This window comes from Pseudidiomarina sp. (assembly GCF_048268165.1).
In the GTDB taxonomy this organism is placed as follows: Bacteria; Pseudomonadota; Gammaproteobacteria; order Enterobacterales; family Alteromonadaceae; genus Pseudidiomarina.
This window is the reverse complement of record NZ_JBLWWA010000001.1, coordinates 1,331,490-1,349,493: the sequence shown is the minus strand read 5'-3', so window position 1 is coordinate 1,349,493 and position 18,004 is coordinate 1,331,490. Positions and strand designations below refer to the sequence as shown.

Genomic DNA, 18,004 nt, shown 5'->3' with positions numbered 1-18,004 from the left:
ATGGCGCGTCAGGCATTCGGGTTTATCTACAGAACCCTACTGTATAGTATCGCAGTAGTGCTGGTGCTGTTTGCGCTATTCATTAGTGGTTTACGGTATCTATTACCGCAGTTACCAGACGTAACCCAACAGGTAGAAACCTTTCTAAGTAACCGCTATGCCATTGAAGTAAGCCTTGCGCAAATAAGCGCGGATTGGAGTCGTACAGGCCCTGAATTAATATTGCATGAGCTTGTAGTGCGCCCCGATGCGACCAAGGCCACCCGTGTTGAAATTGGCGAAGCCAGAGTACATATCAACTTTTGGAGCAGTGCCAGCACAGTTAGTCTTCAGTTTGAACGGGTGCAATTGGACGCCATGCGACTGCATTATGACCTGCGCGACAGCTACGGCAGTGATGATGCAACCGACTTGAGGTTGTCGGACAACTTAACTTCATTGTTGTTGAATCAGCTCGACTATATTCAGGTAACCGAAAGTACGCTTGAACTGGTTAATTTAATTGGGGTAACTCGCGCCATTGATATTCAGGAACTGCGCTGGAACAACCAAAACAAACGCCACCAAGGTGTAGGCAAGCTCGTATTTTCAGATGTTTCCGATAATACCCTCGATGTCATCATTGATGTGCAAGGTAGTGATGCACGCGCCCTGAATGGGCAAGTTTATGTTGCTGCTCATAAGTTAAATATTACACCTTGGGTTCAGCAGCAAGTTATTGATACACAAATTAAAAACGCCGAGTTTAACTACAAACTCTGGTTAAACTTTCAGCAAAATCAATTCACCGACGGCCTGTTACAGCTCGGTGAACAAGCCTTAGTGTGGCAGGTGGGAGAGCAAACTCACCAACTGCGGGTGCCTGGCGGGGAGCTGAAGTTGCGCCCGTATGAAGATGGCTGGCGAGTAAATTCAAATCCGATAACTATTGAGCATAACCAGCGTAGCTGGGTACTCCCTACATTTAGCTGGGAGCAAACCCCGACAAACACAGCAATTAGTGCGAATGATATTCCACTACCACCGATGTTGGAGTTACTCAACTTGCTTGGTAGCCAAGGTGCCGCGGTGAGCAATGAGCTTGCTGACCGCGACGCTCAGGGGGTGATTGATGTGGTGTTCGAGAACCAATTAAAAGGGCCTATGCGTTGGTCAGCCAGCGGTGAAGCGCTAAGTTGGGGGCAATTTGGTGGTGTACCAGGGCTGTCGAATGTTAATTTGCGACTGTACGGCTCTGGTGAACGCGTGGCGTGGCGGCTTGATGGTGTTAACGCAGCGTTTAATAGTGTGGCATTAGACTATGATGCCCCTTGGGCGTTGCCGAAATTAGCAATGTCTGGCGATTTCTCTTGGTACGGCGATGGGGATTGGCAGTTACGGGTCGATCCGACCAGCGAGTTGCATTTGGAGGGGTTTCCGATTGGGCTGGCTGCAACGCTTCAGCCTACGGAAGATTCAATCTATGTAAACGCCTTAGCGCGCAGTTTAAACGACGCACCCATTTCGGCTGAAACCCTGCGTAATAGTTTACCCGTTGTCATGGGTGATAAATTGCATGAATATTTGTCGGTTGCTATTCAAGGCGGGCAAGCGCAAGAAATTGCCATGGTGTGGCGCGGTGATTTGAAGCGTTTCCCATATCACGACAAACAGGGTGCGTTTGAAGCGCGAGCGCGTTTAAGTGGGCTCAACTATAAATTCCAACCGAATTGGCGTCCGGTTTATGACGCCAATGCAGTGATCAATTTCCGTAATGAGCGCATGCATATTGTCGCTGAGAACGGTCAACTCGGTAATGTACAAATAAACCGTGCTGATGTGATATTGCCGGATATCTTGGCTGGGGAAAATGCGTATTTAGATATTCAGGCTGATATTGCCGGGAACGCGAAAGAACTTAAGCCTGTATTTGATGATAGCCCGTTAGCAAACAGTTTAGGCGCTACCTTTGCGGAACTGCAGTTGCGTGGCCCGTTAACCAGTCAACTGCAACTGACAATACCACTTAAGAAAGATGCGCAAGTCATTGCTGAGGGTTTTGCCGAGTTGCAAGGCAACGATCTTACGGTGCGCAGCCTTAAAGAGACGTTTACCGAGGTTAGCGGTCGCGTGGATTTTCGCAATGATGTAATAACGGCAGAACAACTCTCAATGCAGTGGCGCGACTTCCCTGTAGCAATAACGCTAAATAGTAGCCAGCGCGAGAACGATTATTTTGTTGATGTAACGGCCGAAGGAAACTGGGCGTTGCAGAAATTCGCCCCACTTGTTGCGGGGCAAATGCCCTGGAATGCAACGTTTAACTTAAGTCTACCCAAACAAGGTGGTTATTCGTTTCGTTGGCAGCAAACGGCTAATCTTGATGGTGTCGCAGTCAATGCTCCTGTGCCTCTAAATAAAGAGACAGGGCAGTCACAAGAACTCGAATTATTGGTTTCCGGTAGCCAAGACAGCATTTTAGTAAATGCTGAAGTGGGTGAGGACGTGCTCGTCGAACTGCAATTTGATGGTAAGGGCGAGCAACTCCAAACGGGCTACGCGCGTGTCGGGCCATCGTTCAGTCAGTCACCTAACCCGAATGTAGTTCGGCTGAACCCAGTTTTCACCGTTGACGTGAATCTTCCCGAAGCTGATGTTGAGCAATGGTCTACCGCCTATGAACAGCTCCAGCAGCTCATTCCAGAAGGTGCTGATGAAACACAACTGGCCAGTTTATTGCAGCCAGATTATATTCAGCTAATTAGTCCGCGAGTCTATTTTAGGAACAACCAGTTAACTGATCTCGTTATGGTCGCTTGGCCTGCCGAGCGTGGTTGGAATGCGCGGATTGAATCGGCGCAAATGCTCAGCGATGCGTTATTCGTGCCTGCGACGCGCGCAACCGCGGAGGTTAAGGCGAATAAAGCTCAACTGCGATTGAATGCAGAGTTCATAGAGCTAGGAACCAGCAATTCAGCTGCGAAGGTTCTTGATGACGCAAGTACGGTCGCCGATAAAATTGCAAAATCACCTAAAGACTTTAACCACTTGCCGGATATTTATCTGCAATGTAAACGTTGCCGCTATGGGCCCTATGAATTGGGGGAGGTGGATTTACATTTAAGTGGCGAAAGCAACCTGTTAAAGCTCGTTAACTTTAAGGCACAACATAGAAATCATACCATTACCGCAGAAGGTAGTTGGGCACTCGAAACGAGCACGCAACACCCGCAAACTCGGATTTTCGGTGAGTTTACATCGCCTGACTTTGGTGAGTTTCTTGAGAACTATGAATTCACCTCAATGGTGCGTGACAGCGAAGCCAGAATCACGTTTGATTTAAGCTATTTGGGGGCGCCGCAGAATTTTGATGCAGCATCACTCAATGGCACCGTTGGTTGGCGGCTAGGGCAGGGGTATCTCAATGAAGTGAGTGACCGCGGCGCACGACTATTTTCATTACTAAGTCTCGACAGCATTCTGCGCAAGTTACGCTTTGATTTTCGTGATGTGTTTGCAAACGGATTGTTTTATACCAATTTTAGTGGCGACTTTAACATCGTAAATGGCATCGTAAACACCAATAATACCGAACTCAATGGTGCTGCGGGTGACATGGAAGTTAAAGGACAAACCAACTTGATGACGCGTACGCTGAACTATGATCTTCAGTTTGTGCCCAAAGTTACCTCCAGCTTACCAGTCATTTTGGCATGGATGATTAATCCGCCTTCTGGTCTCGCAGCCTTGGTCATTGATCGTATGTTGCACGATGCTAAAGTAATCAGCCGGCTCGAATATAAAATATCTGGCACGATGGACGAGCCGATCATTGAAGAAGTTGCGCGTGACAGTCGCGACGCGCCAATTCCACCGGAGGTGCGCAATGACACAGAATCAAAAGAACCTGACGCAGGTACAAATGACGGCGCTGCAAATGACCAGCAGCCCACAACCGAGTCAGAATCTTCAAACAATCGAGACGCTACTTAAGCAGCTACCCGCGCACCGACCGCAATTGGTTGTTTTGCCTGAGGCTTGCTTATGTTTTGGGGCGGGCGACCAACGTCAGCGCGAGTTGGCAGAGTTACCAAATCAGGGGCCGATGCAAGAGGGGCTTTCTGAACTTGCGCGCCGCTATAATGTTTGGTTGGTCGGTGGCACCATTCCGTTAATTAATCATCCCGACGACAATAAATTCTACGCGGCAAGTCTTGTCTATAATCCGCAAGGTGACTGCGTCGCTAGGTATAATAAAATACATCTGTTCGACGTCGACGTTGCTGATAACACGCGTAGCTACAGGGAATCCAATTGGACCGAAGCTGGCACTGAGGTGGTCACTGTGGCCACCGAGTTTGGCACATTGGGATTGGCGGTATGTTATGATGTGCGCTTTCCTGAACTGTTTCGAGCATTGCGAAGCGCTGGCGCGGACATTCTTCTGTTGCCCTCAGCATTTACGCAAGTGACGGGTGCTGCGCATTGGCACGTGTTGACCCGCGCACGAGCCATTGAGCAGCAATGTTTTATGGTTGCGGCCGCACAAGCAGGCGAACATGAGAATGGTCGTCAAACGTTCGGCCACGCGCTTGTAATTGATGCGTGGGGCCGCATATTAGCTGAAACAGAGCAAACACAACCAAGTTTGGCAACGGCACTCGTGTCGGTCAGCGGTATTGATAAAATTCGACAAGACATTCCGGTAGCGGACCATTTTAAACGCAGTAATAAGGTTCTTCATGCAAGCACAGAGCGTACAAGATAATCTCCTCAAGCATCATGGTCTTGACCGTGATGCTTTGCATACATCATTGGCAACCTTATATACAGGTGATATCGATTTTGCGGATATCTATCTGCAAAGCAGTATTAACGAATCTTGGGTGCTCGAAGACGGCATCGTCAAAGAAGGCAGCTTCCATATCGAAGCAGGCCTCGGCGTGCGAGCCATACATGGCGAGAAAACAGGGTTTGCTTATGCGGATGATATTTCGCCGCACGCGCTTCAGAAAGCGGCTGCGGCTGCTCGCGGTATCAGTTTGGCTGGTGCCAACAAGCAAGTTTGTGCATTTACCCAGGTGCCACATGCTGAGCGCTATGCCGCGGTGAACCCGTTGGCGAGCCTAAATGAACAAGCAAAGATTGATCTGTTGCGTGAAATTGACGCCTATGCACGCAGTTTGGACTCTCGTGTGGTCGAAGTGATTGCTAGCATTAGCGGTAGCTACGACGAAGTGCTTGTGGCGGCAACGGATGGTACCTTTGCGACCGACATTCGCCCGTTAGTGCGGGTGAATTGTACAGTATTAGTGGAACACAATGGTCGCCGTGAGCGGGGCAGTGCAGGTGGCGGCGCGCGCGTTGACTACCATTACTTTGCCCAGCCCATGGGTGAAAAGCCGCGTTGGCAAACATTTGCTGACGAAGCGGTTCGACAAGCTTTGGTGAACCTTGAAGCTCGGCCCGCACCAGCGGGAACTATGCCAGTTGTGCTTGGCGCAGGTTGGCCGGGGGTGTTGCTGCACGAGGCGGTTGGGCACGGTCTGGAAGGTGACTTTAACCGCAAAGGTGCTTCCGCCTATGCTGGTAAAATAGGTGAAATGGTTGCTTCTGAGCTGTGTACCATTGTTGACGATGGCACCATCAATGACCGTCGCGGGTCGCTTGCTATTGACGATGAAGGTACCGAAGCTGGTTATAACGTGTTGATTGAAAAAGGCCGTTTAGTTGGCTACATGCAAGATAAAATGAATGCGCGACTAATGGGTGTGAGCCCAACCGGTAACGGGCGCCGTGAAAGTTACGCGCACCTGCCAATGCCACGTATGACGAACACCTATATGCTAGCCGGTGAACATGATCCGCAAGAGATTATTGGCAGCGTGAAACGTGGTATTTACGCGCCTCACTTTGCCGGCGGTCAAGTAGATATCACGTCGGGAAAATTTGTATTCTCGGCATCAGAAGCCTACTTAATTGAAGACGGTAAAATTACGGCACCAATTAAAGGTGCTACGCTCATCGGTAATGGGCCAGATGCGATGCGTCAAGTTTCTATGGTTGGCCATGATTTAGAGCTCGACCAAGGTGTGGGTGTGTGTGGTAAAGACGGCCAAAGTGTGCCGGTTGGCGTTGGCCAACCCACGCTTAAATTAGATGCATTAACAGTGGGTGGCACCGACTAAAGGGTGACCACCTCACGTAAATATTTGAATAATTCGCGCGCAGCAGCCGGTGATTTACCTTGCTGCGCTTGCTTATTCGCTTGGCGATAAAACTGACGTAATTTTTGGCGATCAGCATTCGGATAGCTATCTATAAACTGCTGAATTGCTTCGTCACCGCGGGCTAAAATACTGTCACGATACTTTTCAAGCTGGTGGAACAATGCACTTTGTTCGTTGTGGGCATCTTCCAACTCAGCTAATGCTTGCTCTATCGGCGCTGTGTCGCGATGGCGCATCATTTTACCGATAAGCTGCAATTGACGACGGTAACCTTCACGCGTGTTGCGAATGCGCTGAGCCAGATGAATCGCGTCGAGTAACTCTTCGTCGAGTGGAATTTTAGCAAGCTTACCTTCTGACAAGGTAACAAGTTGCTCACCGAGTCGCTGTTGAGCTTCGGCTGCGCGTTTTAGTTCTGATTTACTGACAAGATCGTCGTCGTGCTCAAGTTCGGTCATGGGGTCGCCTCTGTGTTTTCGAGCGAATTGTACCTGAACACGAGTTATAAATACAAAAACGATATTAGTTATTAGCTATTGGATATTAGATTGGATATTTCCGGCTCTTGGTTTTTAACCAATATCTAATATCCAATAGCTAATATCGCTCTAAGTTTTAAAGGAGAAGTAATGATTCCGGATATCAAAGAACTAAGTATCGAACTTCACGACGTTGAAGAAGCCGTAGCGGATGCCATCAAGTATGCCAATAAACTTGGTGTGAGTGCTTCTGAATGCGCAATTAGCCGCAGCAGTGGAATCAACGTAGGCACGCGTCTGGGAGAAGTTGAGACTGTTGAGTTCAATCAAGATGGCGCACTTGGAATCACAGTGTTTCGTGGTCAGCAAAAAGGCTCAGCATCAACCACCGATTTAACCGCTAAGGCGATTCGTGCAGCTGTTGAAAAAGCAAATGACATTGCGCGGTTCACGTCGCCTGACCCATATGCTGGCCTTGCCCCAGGCGAGCTAATGGCCACCGAAATTCCTGATTTGGACTTGTGTCACCCAGCCGACCAGAGTGCGGAATTTGCCCTAGAACAAGCACTTGCGTGTGAACAACATGCCTTGCAGCTTGATCCACGCATCGTAAACTCCGACGGAGCAGGTTATAGCAGCCATGTTGGCTATCGTGTGTATGGCAATAGCCATGGGTTTGTTGCTGGGTATTTACAGTCGCGCCATAGTTTAAGCTGTGCGTTGATTGCAAAAAGTGGCGATGCCATGCAGCGTGACTATAGCTACACTGTTGCACGCAATCGGGACGACTTGTGGTCGCCTGAATATGTGGCCAAAGACGCGGTAGAAGCGACCATTTCACGTTTAGATTCTAAGAAAATAGCGACCGCCAAAGTACCTGTCATTTTTCGTGCTGACGTTGCGAATAGCTTGTTTGGCCACTTAGTCGCGGGTATTAGCGGTGGTAGCCTGTACCGTAAATCGAGTTTCTTAGTGGACCATCTAGGCAAACAAGTACTTCCTGAGTGGCTAACCATTACAGAGCGCCCGCACTTAGCTGGTGCATTGGCTAGCAGCCCGTTTGATCATGAGGGCCTTGCCACCCGTGACCGTGAAATCGTTGCTGACGGTGTTTTGCAAACCTATCTGTTAACCAGTTATTCGGCGCGCAAATTAAATATGCAGCCAACAGGCCATGCTGGCGGAATTCACACCTGGGAAGTAAATACCCAAGTGGACGACCTCGCCGCGCTGTGTAAGCGGATGGGTACGGGGTTATTGGTTACAGAACTGATGGGGCAAGGCGTAAACATCGTTAACGGCGACTATTCGCGTGGCGCTGCAGGCTTTTGGATTGAAAACGGCGAAATACAGTATCCGGTAGAAGAAATTACAATTGCGGGTAACTTAAAAGATATGTTGCAGAATATTGTGGCAATTGCCGGTGATGTGGACATGCGTCATGGCGTGCGTACCGGCTCGGTATTGTTAGAGGAAATGCGTATTGCCGGTGTTTAACCGAGCAGTAGGGTTGCCGTACCTAAGAATGCGAAAATACCGACCACGTCGGTCACAGTAGTTAGAATGACCCCGCCCGCAAGGGCTGGGTCAATATTGAACTTCTTCAAAATCAGCGGTACGGTAACGCCTGCCAGGCCAGCCGCGAGCAAGTTCGCCATCATCGCGAATGCAATGATACCGCCTATAACTAAATCTTGTTTCCAAATCGCAATCACACCTGCAATCAGCACAGCCCAAATCACACCATTTAGTGCACCAATCGCTAATTCTTTGCCAATTAACCAGCGTTGGTTGCTGGCGCCAATATGTCCAAGCGCCATACCACGAATAACCAAGGTGAGTGTCTGTGAGCCCGCAATTCCACCCATGCTTGGCACAATGGTGTTGAGGATGGCAAGAATCGCCATCTGTGCCAAAATATCCTCAAACATGGAGCTAACGGCTGCGGCGAGCAGCGCGGTCAGCAAATTCACACCCAACCAAATGCTGCGGCGGCGAGTACTTTTTAAGACAGGTGCGAAGGTATCTTCATCGTCGTCTAAACCGGCCATGCTCAACATGGAATGCTGTGCGTCTTCCCGGATAATATCTACCACGTCATCAATGGTGATACGACCGAGAAGGCGGTTTTCAGCATCAATAACCGGTGCTGATATCCAATCCTGGCGTTCAAACAGTTTTGCGACTTCAGTTTCATCCATTTCAACAGGAATGCCCTGAATGTCTTGATCCATGACTTCGTTGACGTATTTAGCTGGGTCAACGGTTAGTAGCCGCGTAATTCCAATTTCGCCAATGAATTTGTCATCACGATCCACCACGTACAATTTATCGGTTGCTTCAGGGAGCTCGCCTTTTAGGCGCAAATAACGCAATACCACGTCGATGCTTACGTCAGGGCGCAAGGTGATGGTATCGGTATTCATCATACCGCCAGCAGTTTCTTCGGCGTAGGAGAGCGCTTGCTCGGCACGGTGCCGATCTTGCTCGTCCATTGACTTTAGAACTTCTTGATAGACCTGCTCAGGAAGGCCACGAAGAACATAAGCAAGGTCATCGGTATCCATGCCCTCGGTAGCGGCCGCGAGCTTCTCAGGCGCCATTTGGCGGATAACTGATTTTTGAACTTCTTCGGAAAGCTCTTCAAGAATATCACCATGCTCTTCGGCATCTACCAACTGCCAAATAATGGCACGTGCTTTAGGGGGGGAAGATTCGAGTAGGAGTGCAACATCCCATGCTGGAAGATTATGCAGTTGTCGCCGTGCCTGCACATACATGCCACGGACTAACGATTCAGAAACTTCCTGAATGCGTTGTTCGGCAAATTCTTTGTCGGCAACTTCGGCTAGCATACGATAAACTCCCAGTAATATGAGAAGTTTACCGCATCATTGCGCTTCATCAAAGCGTGATTCAATTAAGTTTGCAATGGCATCCACTGCAACGAGCGCATCTTTACCTTCAGCAACCACGTCAATTTCGCGCCCTTGCCCACTGGCGAGCAGTAGCAAACACATCACACTGGAGGCATCAACGCGTTGATCGCCTTGTACAATGGTTACTTTGGCATCGAACTGATGAGAAAGCTTGGCTAACTTAGTAGCTGCACGAGCGTGTAAACCCAACTTATTCCGGATGGTCACTGTGCGGCGGATAACCTCACTCACAATATCACCTCACTTGTGTCGGCTCGCCTCGCGATGGCGAACCTGTACTTTGAAGGGTTGATCACTAAAGCGCTTCGCAAGTTGCTCTGCGATATAAACCGAACGATGTTGACCACCGGTGCAGCCAATACCAATGGTTAAATAACTGCGGTTACTGCGCTGAAAATGCGGTAACCAAGTTTCTAAAAACACTTCGAGCTGATGGATAAACTTGGTCACAAGTGGTTGCTGAGCGAAAAAATGTTGCACTGCTGGGTCGCGTCCAGTTAATGGTTTTAGCTCAGGCTCCCAGTGCGGGTTAGGTAGAATTCGCGCATCGAAGGCGTAGTCGAGGTCGGGCGGTAAACCATATTTGTAGCCAAACGACTGAAACACCACAATCAACCGTGACGCCGCTTTTCCAAGCACACGCTCGGCGACTTGCTCACTAAGCTGGTGCACACTCAAATCACTACTGTCGATTCGCCATGTTGCGCGCTCTGCCAGTGGTTCCAACATAGCCGCTTCCGCAGCAAGAGCGTCTGCAAGGGGCAATTCTTTCTGTGACAGTGGGTGCAATCTGCGCGTTTCGCCAAAACGGCGCAATAAAATCGATTCAGAAGAATCAATATAGAGAATTTCTGGTTTTACTTTACTGGGCAGAAAGTCGAGTGCTTCGGTTAGTTCATTTTGATCTGCGGGTAAATTGCGCACGTCAACGCTAACCGCAACTTTATCGTATTGTTCAATAACGGCATGAACCAGTGTGGGTAAGAGCGTTATGGGGATATTGTCCACGCAATAATAGCCGAGATCTTCAAGCACCCTCAGTGCAATGGTTTTCCCTGAGCCAGATCGGCCTGTGACAATAATCAGCTGCATCGAATTTGGTTACTCTACCCTTGGGTTATTTGATAAAAATTTCGTAGAGATCTTGGTCGCTCTGCGCATCGCGTAATGCCCGCGTACAATTTTTATCATTCAAACGCTGTGCTACGGAAGCTAACGTTTGCAGATGTTGCTCATGTTCGTCTTCTGGCACAAGCAAAGCAAAAATAATATCCACCGGTTGGTTATCTATTGCATCGAAATCAATGGGATCAGATAACGTCATTAAAATTGCAACGGGTTTATTGGCACTAGCCAAACGCCCGTGCGGAATGGCGACACCCAGCCCTATGCCCGTGCTACCTAACCGTTCACGGTTGAGCAGGCTTTCAAATACATCAAAGCTAGTGGTGCCGGAGAGGCGAGGCGAGGCCAATTGACCAATGAGCTCAAGTACTTTCTTTTTGCTTGAGCCATCGACTGCACAACGTGTGCAGTCGGGGCTTAATAAGGTGGATAAATCCATGATTTAGTGGCGTTTTATCTTTTCTTTGTGTTTAATTACCTGCCGATCGAGTTTATCAATCAGCCCGTCAATGGCGGCATACATATCTTCGTGTTGTGAATCTGCGAAAATTTCGCCGCCATTTAAGTGCAGCGTAGCTTCCGCTTTTTGCGTTAACTTTTCAACATTTAAAATGACATGGACGTTATTTATGTGGTCAAAATGACGCTGAAGCTTACTAAATTTACTATCAACATACTCGCGCAATGCGTCAGTGATTTCTACGTGATGACCAGTCAGATTAATTTGCATAACATCTTCCTTCTGTTTGTCCAAGATTCAGATAAGACGTTTGCGTTGACTCGAGGGCGGAATGTTAAGCGCTTCTCGATACTTCGCAATGGTCCGTCTAGCTACTTGGATACCCTGTTCGGCAAGGAGTTCAGTAAGTTTACTGTCACTCAACGGCTTTTTCGGGTTCTCCGCAGCAACTAGTTTTTTCAACAAAGCTCTGATAGCTGTTGATGAAGCTTCCCCGCCATTGTCAGTGTTCAATTGACTTGAGAAGAAGTACTTCAATTCAAACACACCACGCGGTGAATGCATATACTTTTGCGTGGTTACCCGTGAAATTGTTGATTCATGCATATCTATTGCGCTGGCGATGTCGGCAAGCACCATAGGTTTCATCGCTTCGGCACCGTGTTCAAAGAAACCTTGTTGGCGCGCAACAATTGCGCTGGCAACTTTTAATAAGGTTTCGTTGCGGCTTTCGAGGCTGCGGATAAACCATTTGGCTTCTTGAGTTTGTTGGCGAATGTATTGCATGTCGTCTTTTTGTCGCGCGCCTTGGCATAAGTTCAAATAACTTTCATTCACTTTAAGTTTAGGCACACTTTCAGGATTTAGCTCAACCATCCAACGGTTATTTTTTTTGCGCACTAACACATCTGGAATTACGTAATCGTCACTCGCATTGCCAAAACCCTCACCGGGTCTTGGCTGGAGGTGTTGAATCAACTCCAGAACCTCAGCAAGGTCCGACTCCTGCAGCCGTAATCGCCGCGCTAAAGTGCGATAATCGCGACTTCCCAATAGCGCCAGGTGCTCACGTACCGCTGCCAATGCTTGGGCTCGCCATGGTGTTTGTTCCGGTAAATGCAACAGTTGTAGCTCTAAACATTCACGTACGTCGCGTGCGCCGACGCCGATAGGGTCAAAATGCTGAATGCGCTTCAATACCACGGCAACTTCATCGGGCTCAATCTGTTCACCAGTTTGCTTTTCGGCAGCGGCCAAAATTTCGTCCAGTGAAACAGTTAAGTAGCCGCTTTCATCAATCGAATCGATAATAGCAAGGGCAATGAATTCATCGGTAGGGGAAAAATGCGAAAGCTGCATTTGCCAGATCAGATGGTCTTGAAGGGATTGGTGCGTTTCACCTTGGTAAATCGCATCCTCACCATCATAACCTGCAGAGGATTGGCCTAAAGCAGCCGAGCATGGGCTGTCCCAAGGCGACTCGTAGGCACCGATGTCGGTCTCGCCTTCAGCATCAGCATGCTCGAGCTCAAGCAAAGGATTTTCTTCTAACGCTTGTTGCACTTCTTGTTGCAATTCGAGCGTCGATAACTGCAATAGTTTAATAGCCTGTTGCAACTGCGGTGTCATCGACAGTTGCTGCGAGAATTTAAACTGCAGGCTTTGTTTCATTGCACCACCTACAAGGTGAACTGTTCACCCAGGTAAACGTCTTTCACCTGTTGGTTATTTAAGATGGTTTGGGCGTCGCCACTGGCTATCAATTCACCATGACTTACTATGTAGGCATGTTCACATACCGACAGGGTTTCACGCACATTATGGTCGGTGATTAACACGCCAATACCGCGGTTGCGCAGGTGTTCAATAATCTTCTTAATATCTAGAACTGATATTGGGTCAACCCCGGCAAATGGTTCGTCCAGTAAAATGAATGCAGGGTCTGCTGCGAGTGCCCGCGCGATTTCTACCCGCCGCCGTTCGCCACCAGAAAGACTCATACCCAGGCTATGAGCAATATGGCCTATATGAAATTCTTCCAATAACCCGTCAAGACGCTCTTCGCGCCCATTGGCGTCGAGGTCACTGCGGGTTTCCAATATCGCCATAATATTGTCACGTACGGTGAGCTTGCGAAATATAGAGGATTCTTGCGGTAAGTAGCCGATGCCCCGACGCGCGCGTTCATGCATGGGTAACAATGAGATATCGTCGTCGTCAATCATGATACGACCTTTATCGTTATTCACCAGCCCAACAATCATATAAAACGTTGTGGTTTTACCGGCGCCATTGGGGCCGAGCAAGCCAATAATCTGGCCAGACTCAACCGTTAAGCTGACGTCTTTGACGACCTGGCGTTTTTTATATGACTTAGCTAAATGCTCAGCGATTAGTCGGCTCATTGTTCGTGTCGCTCTTTTTCTTCGGCATAAATATAGTGGTGACACGATCGCTTTCATCGTCACCGCGGTTCGCTGTCATTTGTTGCGTCGCGAAGTTATACACAATTTCACTGCCTTGAATCACGCTATTGCTCTGTGAAACTTTGACATTGCCTGATAACGTCAATAATTGCTTGGTTTGATCGTAACTAATTATTTCGGCTTCGGCGGAAATGGGTGAACCATCATCAAGTTGTTGTTCGTACACCGCAGGGCTACCGCTAGCAGTAAATACATCAGACTGGTCGTCACGTCGGGTAACTTCCAAATGGTCAGCACGAATGCTCAAGCTGCCTTGACGAATCACCACATTATCTTCAAATACAGCAATTTTGTTTGCCACGTCAAACCAGTCGCGTTCGGCATTGATTTTAATGGGTTGCTCAAAATCCAAGCGACCTTGGGCGTTCGCCTCACCAACGGAAAACAGACTAATTATTAGTAGTGCTGCCGCCGGTATATATTGTTTCAACATGTCGTGTAAGTTCCAATGTTTGAGCGCGCATATCAGCGCGCAGACCTTCGCCTTTCGCCGTAAAATCACGGCCTACAATCAGCACTGGCTGGTCAGTTTGAACGGATTCGTCCAGTGTATCAATGGTTAAATAACTTGTTTCGATGCGGTCGATAAATTCTGATTCAGAGAGACTGATCATTTCAATGTTCCGCTCCAACACCAAACTCTTGTCAGCGTAAAACGAACCTTGCTCCGCCTGAACTTGCCAAATAGGGCCATCATTGTCGAGTTGCACGATATAAGTCGGTGCGGTCAACTCAGTCAGCCCTATTGGACTGTAGTGGGTCATTTTTTCGGCAGCGATGCGGTGCGCTAGCTCGCCATTGACGCCGTAAACCCTCACAATCAGGCCCTGTGCCGTAAAGTCGGGTTTAATTTCAGTATACCCTTGCTTTTCTTCATCATTGTCATCGACACCAAACGGCCGCCAGAAAAGCAAAGCTGCCGTGACAAAAATGATGGCGATGACCCATGCTAAGTTGCGATTCACAGGCTCACTCCGCCATGCAGCTGTAATTGCCCTTGTGCAAGGAGTATCAAGTCACTCAACTCGCGCACTGCACCATAGCCACCGCGTTGTGCCGTCACGTAGTCAGCGATTTGTTGCACAAACGGGTGTGCGTCTTGCACCGCAACACCAATGCCGCTGCGTTTAATCATGTCTACATCCGGTACGTCATCGCCAATGGTTGCAACCTGATGGTCCTGTAAATTAAGCGTTTTTAGCAATGCATTGTAACAGGTGAGTTTTTGTTCTTGCCCTTGGTAAACATGGGGGACCCCGAGTGCTTTCATTCGGTTTTCTACGATGGATGATTTTCGTCCGGTTATCACAGCAACCTGAATGCCAGCATGAAGCAGTGCTTTAACCCCGAAGCCATCGCGGGTATTGAATGCTTTGAGCTCTTCGCCGTCGTTACCCAAGTAAATGCAGCCGTCAGAAAATACGCCGTCAACGTCGCATACAACCAGTTTAATTTGCTTAAAACGTTCCAGCAATGTGTGCGAGATGTCGCCGTACCAAGTGCTGATTGTTTCCATTACATCACTCCCGCCTTCAGTAAGTCATGCATATTCAGTGCACCATGAGCGATGCCTTGGTCATCGACCACAAAGAGCCCATTAATTTTGCGGTCTTCCATAAGTTTTAAACCTTGTGCCGCTAAAACATCCGGTTTAATGGTTACTGGGCTGCGAGTCATAACTTGCGCAATTGGTGTGGTGTGTAAGTCGATGCGTTGGTCTAAAATGCGACGTAAGTCACCGTCGGTAAATATTCCTGCTAATTTCCCTGAGCTATCACCAACCCCTGTCATGCCCAACCCTTTACGCGACATTTCCAGCAGCGCTTCAGAAATCGTAGCTGATTCAGCCACCATAGGCATGCGATCACCGCTATGCATAATATCGTGAATGTGAAGTAATAGTCGGCGACCTAAGCTGCCGCCCGGGTGCGACATGGCAAAATCATCAGCAGTGAACCCCCGTGCATTGAGCAAGGCAACCGCTAAAGCGTCGCCCATAACCAATGTTGCAGTGGTCGATGATGTTGGCGCCAACCCCAGCGGGCAGGCTTCCTGTTCAACCGCAATACACACGTGCACATCGGCAATGTCTGCCAAGGTTGAATTTGGGTTGCCGGTCATACTAATCAGCTTAACGCCCCGGCGCTTAATAAGTGGCGCAATGGCCAACAGTTCACCCGTTTCACCAGAGTTCGATATAGCGAGTACCACGTCTTGGCTGGTAATCATACCAAGGTCGCCATGGCTTGCTTCGCCAGGGTGCACGAAGAATGCGGGGGTCCCCGTAGAGGCAAAGGTGGCTGCAATCTTGCCACCAATATGACCGGATTTACCCATACCGATAACAATAACACGCCCAGCACAGTTTAATAGGATGTCGCACGCTTGCTCAAAACTGCCATCAAGGAAGCGCTTCAGGCCAGTAATAGCAGCGGCTTCAATATCCACGACGCGCTCACCGAGCGCCCTAAAAGACTGCTTGCTTGAATCTGTCATAGCAATGAATTACCCCAGCTAAAGTGCGTTAATTGCAATAATACCCGATCGAAATCCGAAATGCAGACGTAAAAAGCACAGAATCTCACGTTTTGTCACAAATTTTACCGCCTTTACCTATAGAAAAAAGCCTAAATCTGGTACACTAGCGGGCTTGAAAAGGGAGATAACAAGGCGATGCATACGGCTCATAGTTCGGCGAGCGTAAAGCCAGAAACCCATGCTGATGACGACGCTTTAGTCGTTATTGATGACATTGACTTTGCTCATGGGTTCGGCGCTCATCAGGTTTATCGTGGATTATCGATGCGTATTCCAAAAGGGAAAATCACTGCAGTGATGGGCCCAAGCGGTATCGGTAAAACGACACTATTACGATTGATTGGTGCACAGTTGCGACCGCAGCGCGGTAGCATCACCTTTGCAGGTGAAAACGTGCATGCTTTAGGGCGCTCAGACCTTTACGAATTGCGTAAACGCATGAGTATGCTGTTTCAAAGTGGTGCGTTGTTCACCGATATGACGGTGTACGACAATATCGCATTTCCAATTCGTGAACACAGCCAGCTCCCAGAAGAAATTATTAAAACCATCGTAAAGATGAAGCTTGAAGCTGTGGGCTTACGCGGTGCCAGACATTTAATGCCGGCTGAGTTGTCAGGCGGTATGGCACGGCGTGCAGCACTTGCTCGGGCGATGGCTTTAGACCCAGAACTCATTATGTACGACGAACCATTTGCTGGCCAAGACCCCATTTCGATGGGGGTTATCGTCAAGCTAATCAAAGAGTTGAACGAGTCGCTCGGGCTTACCAGTATCGTCGTTACCCATGATGTTGCTGAAGTGCTGACCATTGCCGACTATGTTTACATTATTGCCGACAAAAAAGTGATCGGGCATGGTACCCCATCTGAGCTGCAGAAATCAGATAATGCATTAGTGCACCAGTTTTTACATGGCGAAGCCGATGGTCCTGTGCCGTTCCATTATGCCGCACCGTCACTTGCAGATGATTTATTGGGGGCTACAGATGCTTGATCGGATAGCTGCACTTGGCCGCTCAGTTTTAGACTCAATTGCGGGCGCAGGCGCAGCCTTTTTTATGTTGATGCGTGCATTGCTAGGCAAGCCGCAATTTCGTAAGTCATGGCCTTTATTGATGCAGCAAATGTACTCAGTGGGCGTGTTGTCTCTAGTTATTATTGTGGTCAGCGGTTTGTTTATTGGAATGGTGCTTGGCTTGCAGGGCTACACCATTTTGGTTGACTTTGGTGCCGAACAGTCACTGGGCCCGATGGTGGCGTTGTCATTATTACGCGAACTTGGGCCGGTGGTTACCGCGCTGTTATTTGCGGGGCGCGCCGGTTCATCACTCACGGCTGAAATAGGGTTAATGAAAGCAACTGAACAGCTTTCAAGCCTTGAAATGATGGGGGTTGACCCGTTACGCCGAGTTATTTCGCCACGTTTTTGGGCAGGTTTTTATAGCATGCCAATACTTGCCATTGTGTTCTCAGCGGTAGGTATCTACGGCGGTTACTTGGTCGGTGTGCGTTGGCTGGGTGTTGATGATGGCGCGTTTTGGTCAGTCATGCAGTCCAACGTGGAGTGGGGACAAGACATTCTGAACGGCATCATTAAAAGTTTAGTGTTCGCTTTTGTGGTGACATGGATTGCTTTACACAAAGGGTACAGTTGCACGCCAACTTCGGTGGGTATTAGTCGTGCAACCACGTCGACCGTCGTAACTGCATCACTCGCAGTACTTGGGCTCGATTTCGTTTTAACAGCATTGATGTTTGGATAAAAG

General features: G+C 48.7%; 18 protein-coding genes. 6 read left to right on the top strand and 12 right to left on the bottom strand.

The window, feature by feature from the left end:
* The 3 genes from ACN0UY_RS06445 to tldD are packed head-to-tail and all read left to right on the top strand — an operon-like array spanning window position 1 to window position 6,167.
* Window positions 1-3,972: a YhdP family protein gene (locus ACN0UY_RS06445; protein ID WP_417665856.1), complete on the top strand. Its 3,972-nt coding sequence runs from the start codon at window positions 1-3 to the stop codon at window positions 3,970-3,972.
* Window positions 3,866-4,747 carry a carbon-nitrogen hydrolase family protein gene (locus tag ACN0UY_RS06440; RefSeq protein WP_417665855.1) on the top strand — a complete coding sequence of 294 codons (882 nt, stop codon included), beginning with the start codon at window positions 3,866-3,868 and terminating at the stop codon, window positions 4,745-4,747. Before ACN0UY_RS06445 ends, ACN0UY_RS06440 begins: the two co-directional genes overlap by 107 nt.
* Window positions 4,722-6,167, top strand: a complete 1,446-nt coding sequence (tldD, locus tag ACN0UY_RS06435; protein WP_417665854.1) for a metalloprotease TldD — start codon at window positions 4,722-4,724, stop codon at window positions 6,165-6,167. The genes ACN0UY_RS06440 and tldD overlap by 26 nt, the downstream gene beginning before the upstream one ends.
* On the opposite strand, the gene yjgA is transcribed toward tldD, so the two are convergent.
* Window positions 6,164-6,667, bottom strand: coding sequence for a ribosome biogenesis factor YjgA (yjgA, locus tag ACN0UY_RS06430; protein ID WP_417665853.1), 504 nt, complete (start codon window positions 6,665-6,667; stop codon window positions 6,164-6,166). The genes tldD and yjgA overlap by 4 nt on opposite strands.
* Before the next feature lie 171 nt (window positions 6,668-6,838).
* On the opposite strand from yjgA, the gene pmbA reads away from it, so the two are divergent.
* A complete protein-coding gene (pmbA, locus tag ACN0UY_RS06425; RefSeq protein WP_417665852.1) occupies window positions 6,839-8,185 on the top strand; it encodes a metalloprotease PmbA in 1,347 nt (448 codons plus the stop codon).
* Here the strand turns inward: pmbA and mgtE are convergent.
* From mgtE to ACN0UY_RS06370, 11 genes are read right to left on the bottom strand one after another with little or no spacing between them, the layout of a single operon-like run.
* The gene (mgtE, locus tag ACN0UY_RS06420) at window positions 8,182-9,543 is read right to left on the bottom strand and encodes a magnesium transporter (protein WP_417665851.1); all 1,362 of its coding nucleotides are present in this window, start codon (window positions 9,541-9,543) and stop codon (window positions 8,182-8,184) included. The two genes, pmbA and mgtE, sit on opposite strands and share 4 nt — an antisense overlap.
* Before the next feature lie 36 nt (window positions 9,544-9,579).
* Window positions 9,580-9,858, bottom strand: coding sequence for an HPr family phosphocarrier protein (locus ACN0UY_RS06415; protein ID WP_128352181.1), 279 nt, complete (start codon window positions 9,856-9,858; stop codon window positions 9,580-9,582).
* A 9-nt stretch (window positions 9,859-9,867) separates the two neighbouring features.
* Window positions 9,868-10,719: an RNase adapter RapZ gene (gene rapZ, locus ACN0UY_RS06410; RefSeq protein WP_417665850.1), complete on the bottom strand. Its 852-nt coding sequence runs from the start codon at window positions 10,717-10,719 to the stop codon at window positions 9,868-9,870.
* A gap of 25 nt (window positions 10,720-10,744) precedes the next feature.
* Window positions 10,745-11,191 (bottom strand): PTS IIA-like nitrogen regulatory protein PtsN, encoded by a 447-nt coding sequence (gene ptsN / locus ACN0UY_RS06405; protein WP_128352179.1) that lies wholly within the window; start codon window positions 11,189-11,191, stop codon window positions 10,745-10,747.
* A 3-nt stretch (window positions 11,192-11,194) separates the two neighbouring features.
* Window positions 11,195-11,482, bottom strand: a complete 288-nt coding sequence (gene hpf, locus ACN0UY_RS06400) for a ribosome hibernation promoting factor (RefSeq protein ID WP_128352178.1) — start codon at window positions 11,480-11,482, stop codon at window positions 11,195-11,197.
* Between the two features lie 27 nt (window positions 11,483-11,509).
* On the bottom strand, window positions 11,510-12,883 hold the full coding sequence (locus ACN0UY_RS06395; protein WP_417665849.1) for an RNA polymerase factor sigma-54: 1,374 nt from the start codon (window positions 12,881-12,883) through the stop codon (window positions 11,510-11,512).
* A gap of 8 nt (window positions 12,884-12,891) precedes the next feature.
* A complete protein-coding gene (gene lptB / locus ACN0UY_RS06390) occupies window positions 12,892-13,617 on the bottom strand; it encodes an LPS export ABC transporter ATP-binding protein (protein WP_128352176.1) in 726 nt (241 codons plus the stop codon).
* Window positions 13,598-14,131, bottom strand: coding sequence for a lipopolysaccharide transport periplasmic protein LptA (gene lptA / locus ACN0UY_RS06385; RefSeq protein WP_417665848.1), 534 nt, complete (start codon window positions 14,129-14,131; stop codon window positions 13,598-13,600). Before lptA ends, lptB begins: the two co-directional genes overlap by 20 nt.
* The gene (gene lptC, locus ACN0UY_RS06380) at window positions 14,088-14,663 is read right to left on the bottom strand and encodes an LPS export ABC transporter periplasmic protein LptC (RefSeq protein ID WP_417665847.1); all 576 of its coding nucleotides are present in this window, start codon (window positions 14,661-14,663) and stop codon (window positions 14,088-14,090) included. The genes lptA and lptC overlap by 44 nt, the downstream gene beginning before the upstream one ends.
* Entirely contained in the window at window positions 14,660-15,214 is a 555-nt protein-coding gene (gene kdsC / locus ACN0UY_RS06375) for a 3-deoxy-manno-octulosonate-8-phosphatase KdsC (RefSeq protein WP_417665846.1), read from the bottom strand. Before kdsC ends, lptC begins: the two co-directional genes overlap by 4 nt.
* Entirely contained in the window at window positions 15,214-16,194 is a 981-nt protein-coding gene (locus ACN0UY_RS06370; RefSeq protein WP_417665845.1) for a KpsF/GutQ family sugar-phosphate isomerase, read from the bottom strand. Before ACN0UY_RS06370 ends, kdsC begins: the two co-directional genes overlap by 1 nt.
* Window positions 16,195-16,371: 177 nt before the next feature.
* Here ACN0UY_RS06370 and ACN0UY_RS06365 point away from each other — a divergent pair, with 177 nt between their 5' ends.
* Both ACN0UY_RS06365 and mlaE read left to right on the top strand, forming a co-directional pair.
* Window positions 16,372-17,232 (top strand): ATP-binding cassette domain-containing protein, encoded by an 861-nt coding sequence (locus ACN0UY_RS06365; protein WP_417665844.1) that lies wholly within the window; start codon window positions 16,372-16,374, stop codon window positions 17,230-17,232.
* The gene (gene mlaE / locus ACN0UY_RS06360) at window positions 17,225-18,001 is read left to right on the top strand and encodes a lipid asymmetry maintenance ABC transporter permease subunit MlaE (protein WP_417665843.1); all 777 of its coding nucleotides are present in this window, start codon (window positions 17,225-17,227) and stop codon (window positions 17,999-18,001) included. The genes ACN0UY_RS06365 and mlaE overlap by 8 nt, the downstream gene beginning before the upstream one ends.
* Window positions 18,002-18,004 lie beyond the last annotated feature (3 nt).

Coding starts and splice junctions, on each gene's coding strand:
- ACN0UY_RS06445 (WP_417665856.1), top strand. CDS start 1: ATGGCGCGTCAGGCATTCGGGTTTATCTACAGAACCCTACTGTATAGT.
- ACN0UY_RS06440 (WP_417665855.1), top strand. CDS start 3,866: ATGACACAGAATCAAAAGAACCTGACGCAGGTACAAATGACGGCGCTG.
- tldD (WP_417665854.1), top strand. CDS start 4,722: ATGCAAGCACAGAGCGTACAAGATAATCTCCTCAAGCATCATGGTCTT.
- yjgA (WP_417665853.1), bottom strand. CDS start 6,667: ATGACCGAACTTGAGCACGACGACGATCTTGTCAGTAAATCAGAACTA.
- pmbA (WP_417665852.1), top strand. CDS start 6,839: ATGATTCCGGATATCAAAGAACTAAGTATCGAACTTCACGACGTTGAA.
- mgtE (WP_417665851.1), bottom strand. CDS start 9,543: ATGCTAGCCGAAGTTGCCGACAAAGAATTTGCCGAACAACGCATTCAG.
- rapZ (WP_417665850.1), bottom strand. CDS start 10,719: ATGCAGCTGATTATTGTCACAGGCCGATCTGGCTCAGGGAAAACCATT.
- ptsN (WP_128352179.1), bottom strand. CDS start 11,191: ATGGATTTATCCACCTTATTAAGCCCCGACTGCACACGTTGTGCAGTC.
- hpf (WP_128352178.1), bottom strand. CDS start 11,482: ATGCAAATTAATCTGACTGGTCATCACGTAGAAATCACTGACGCATTG.
- ACN0UY_RS06395 (WP_417665849.1), bottom strand. CDS start 12,883: ATGAAACAAAGCCTGCAGTTTAAATTCTCGCAGCAACTGTCGATGACA.
- lptB (WP_128352176.1), bottom strand. CDS start 13,617: ATGAGCCGACTAATCGCTGAGCATTTAGCTAAGTCATATAAAAAACGC.
- lptA (WP_417665848.1), bottom strand. CDS start 14,131: ATGTTGAAACAATATATACCGGCGGCAGCACTACTAATAATTAGTCTG.
- kdsC (WP_417665846.1), bottom strand. CDS start 15,214: ATGGAAACAATCAGCACTTGGTACGGCGACATCTCGCACACATTGCTG.
- ACN0UY_RS06370 (WP_417665845.1), bottom strand. CDS start 16,194: ATGACAGATTCAAGCAAGCAGTCTTTTAGGGCGCTCGGTGAGCGCGTC.
- ACN0UY_RS06365 (WP_417665844.1), top strand. CDS start 16,372: ATGCATACGGCTCATAGTTCGGCGAGCGTAAAGCCAGAAACCCATGCT.
- mlaE (WP_417665843.1), top strand. CDS start 17,225: ATGCTTGATCGGATAGCTGCACTTGGCCGCTCAGTTTTAGACTCAATT.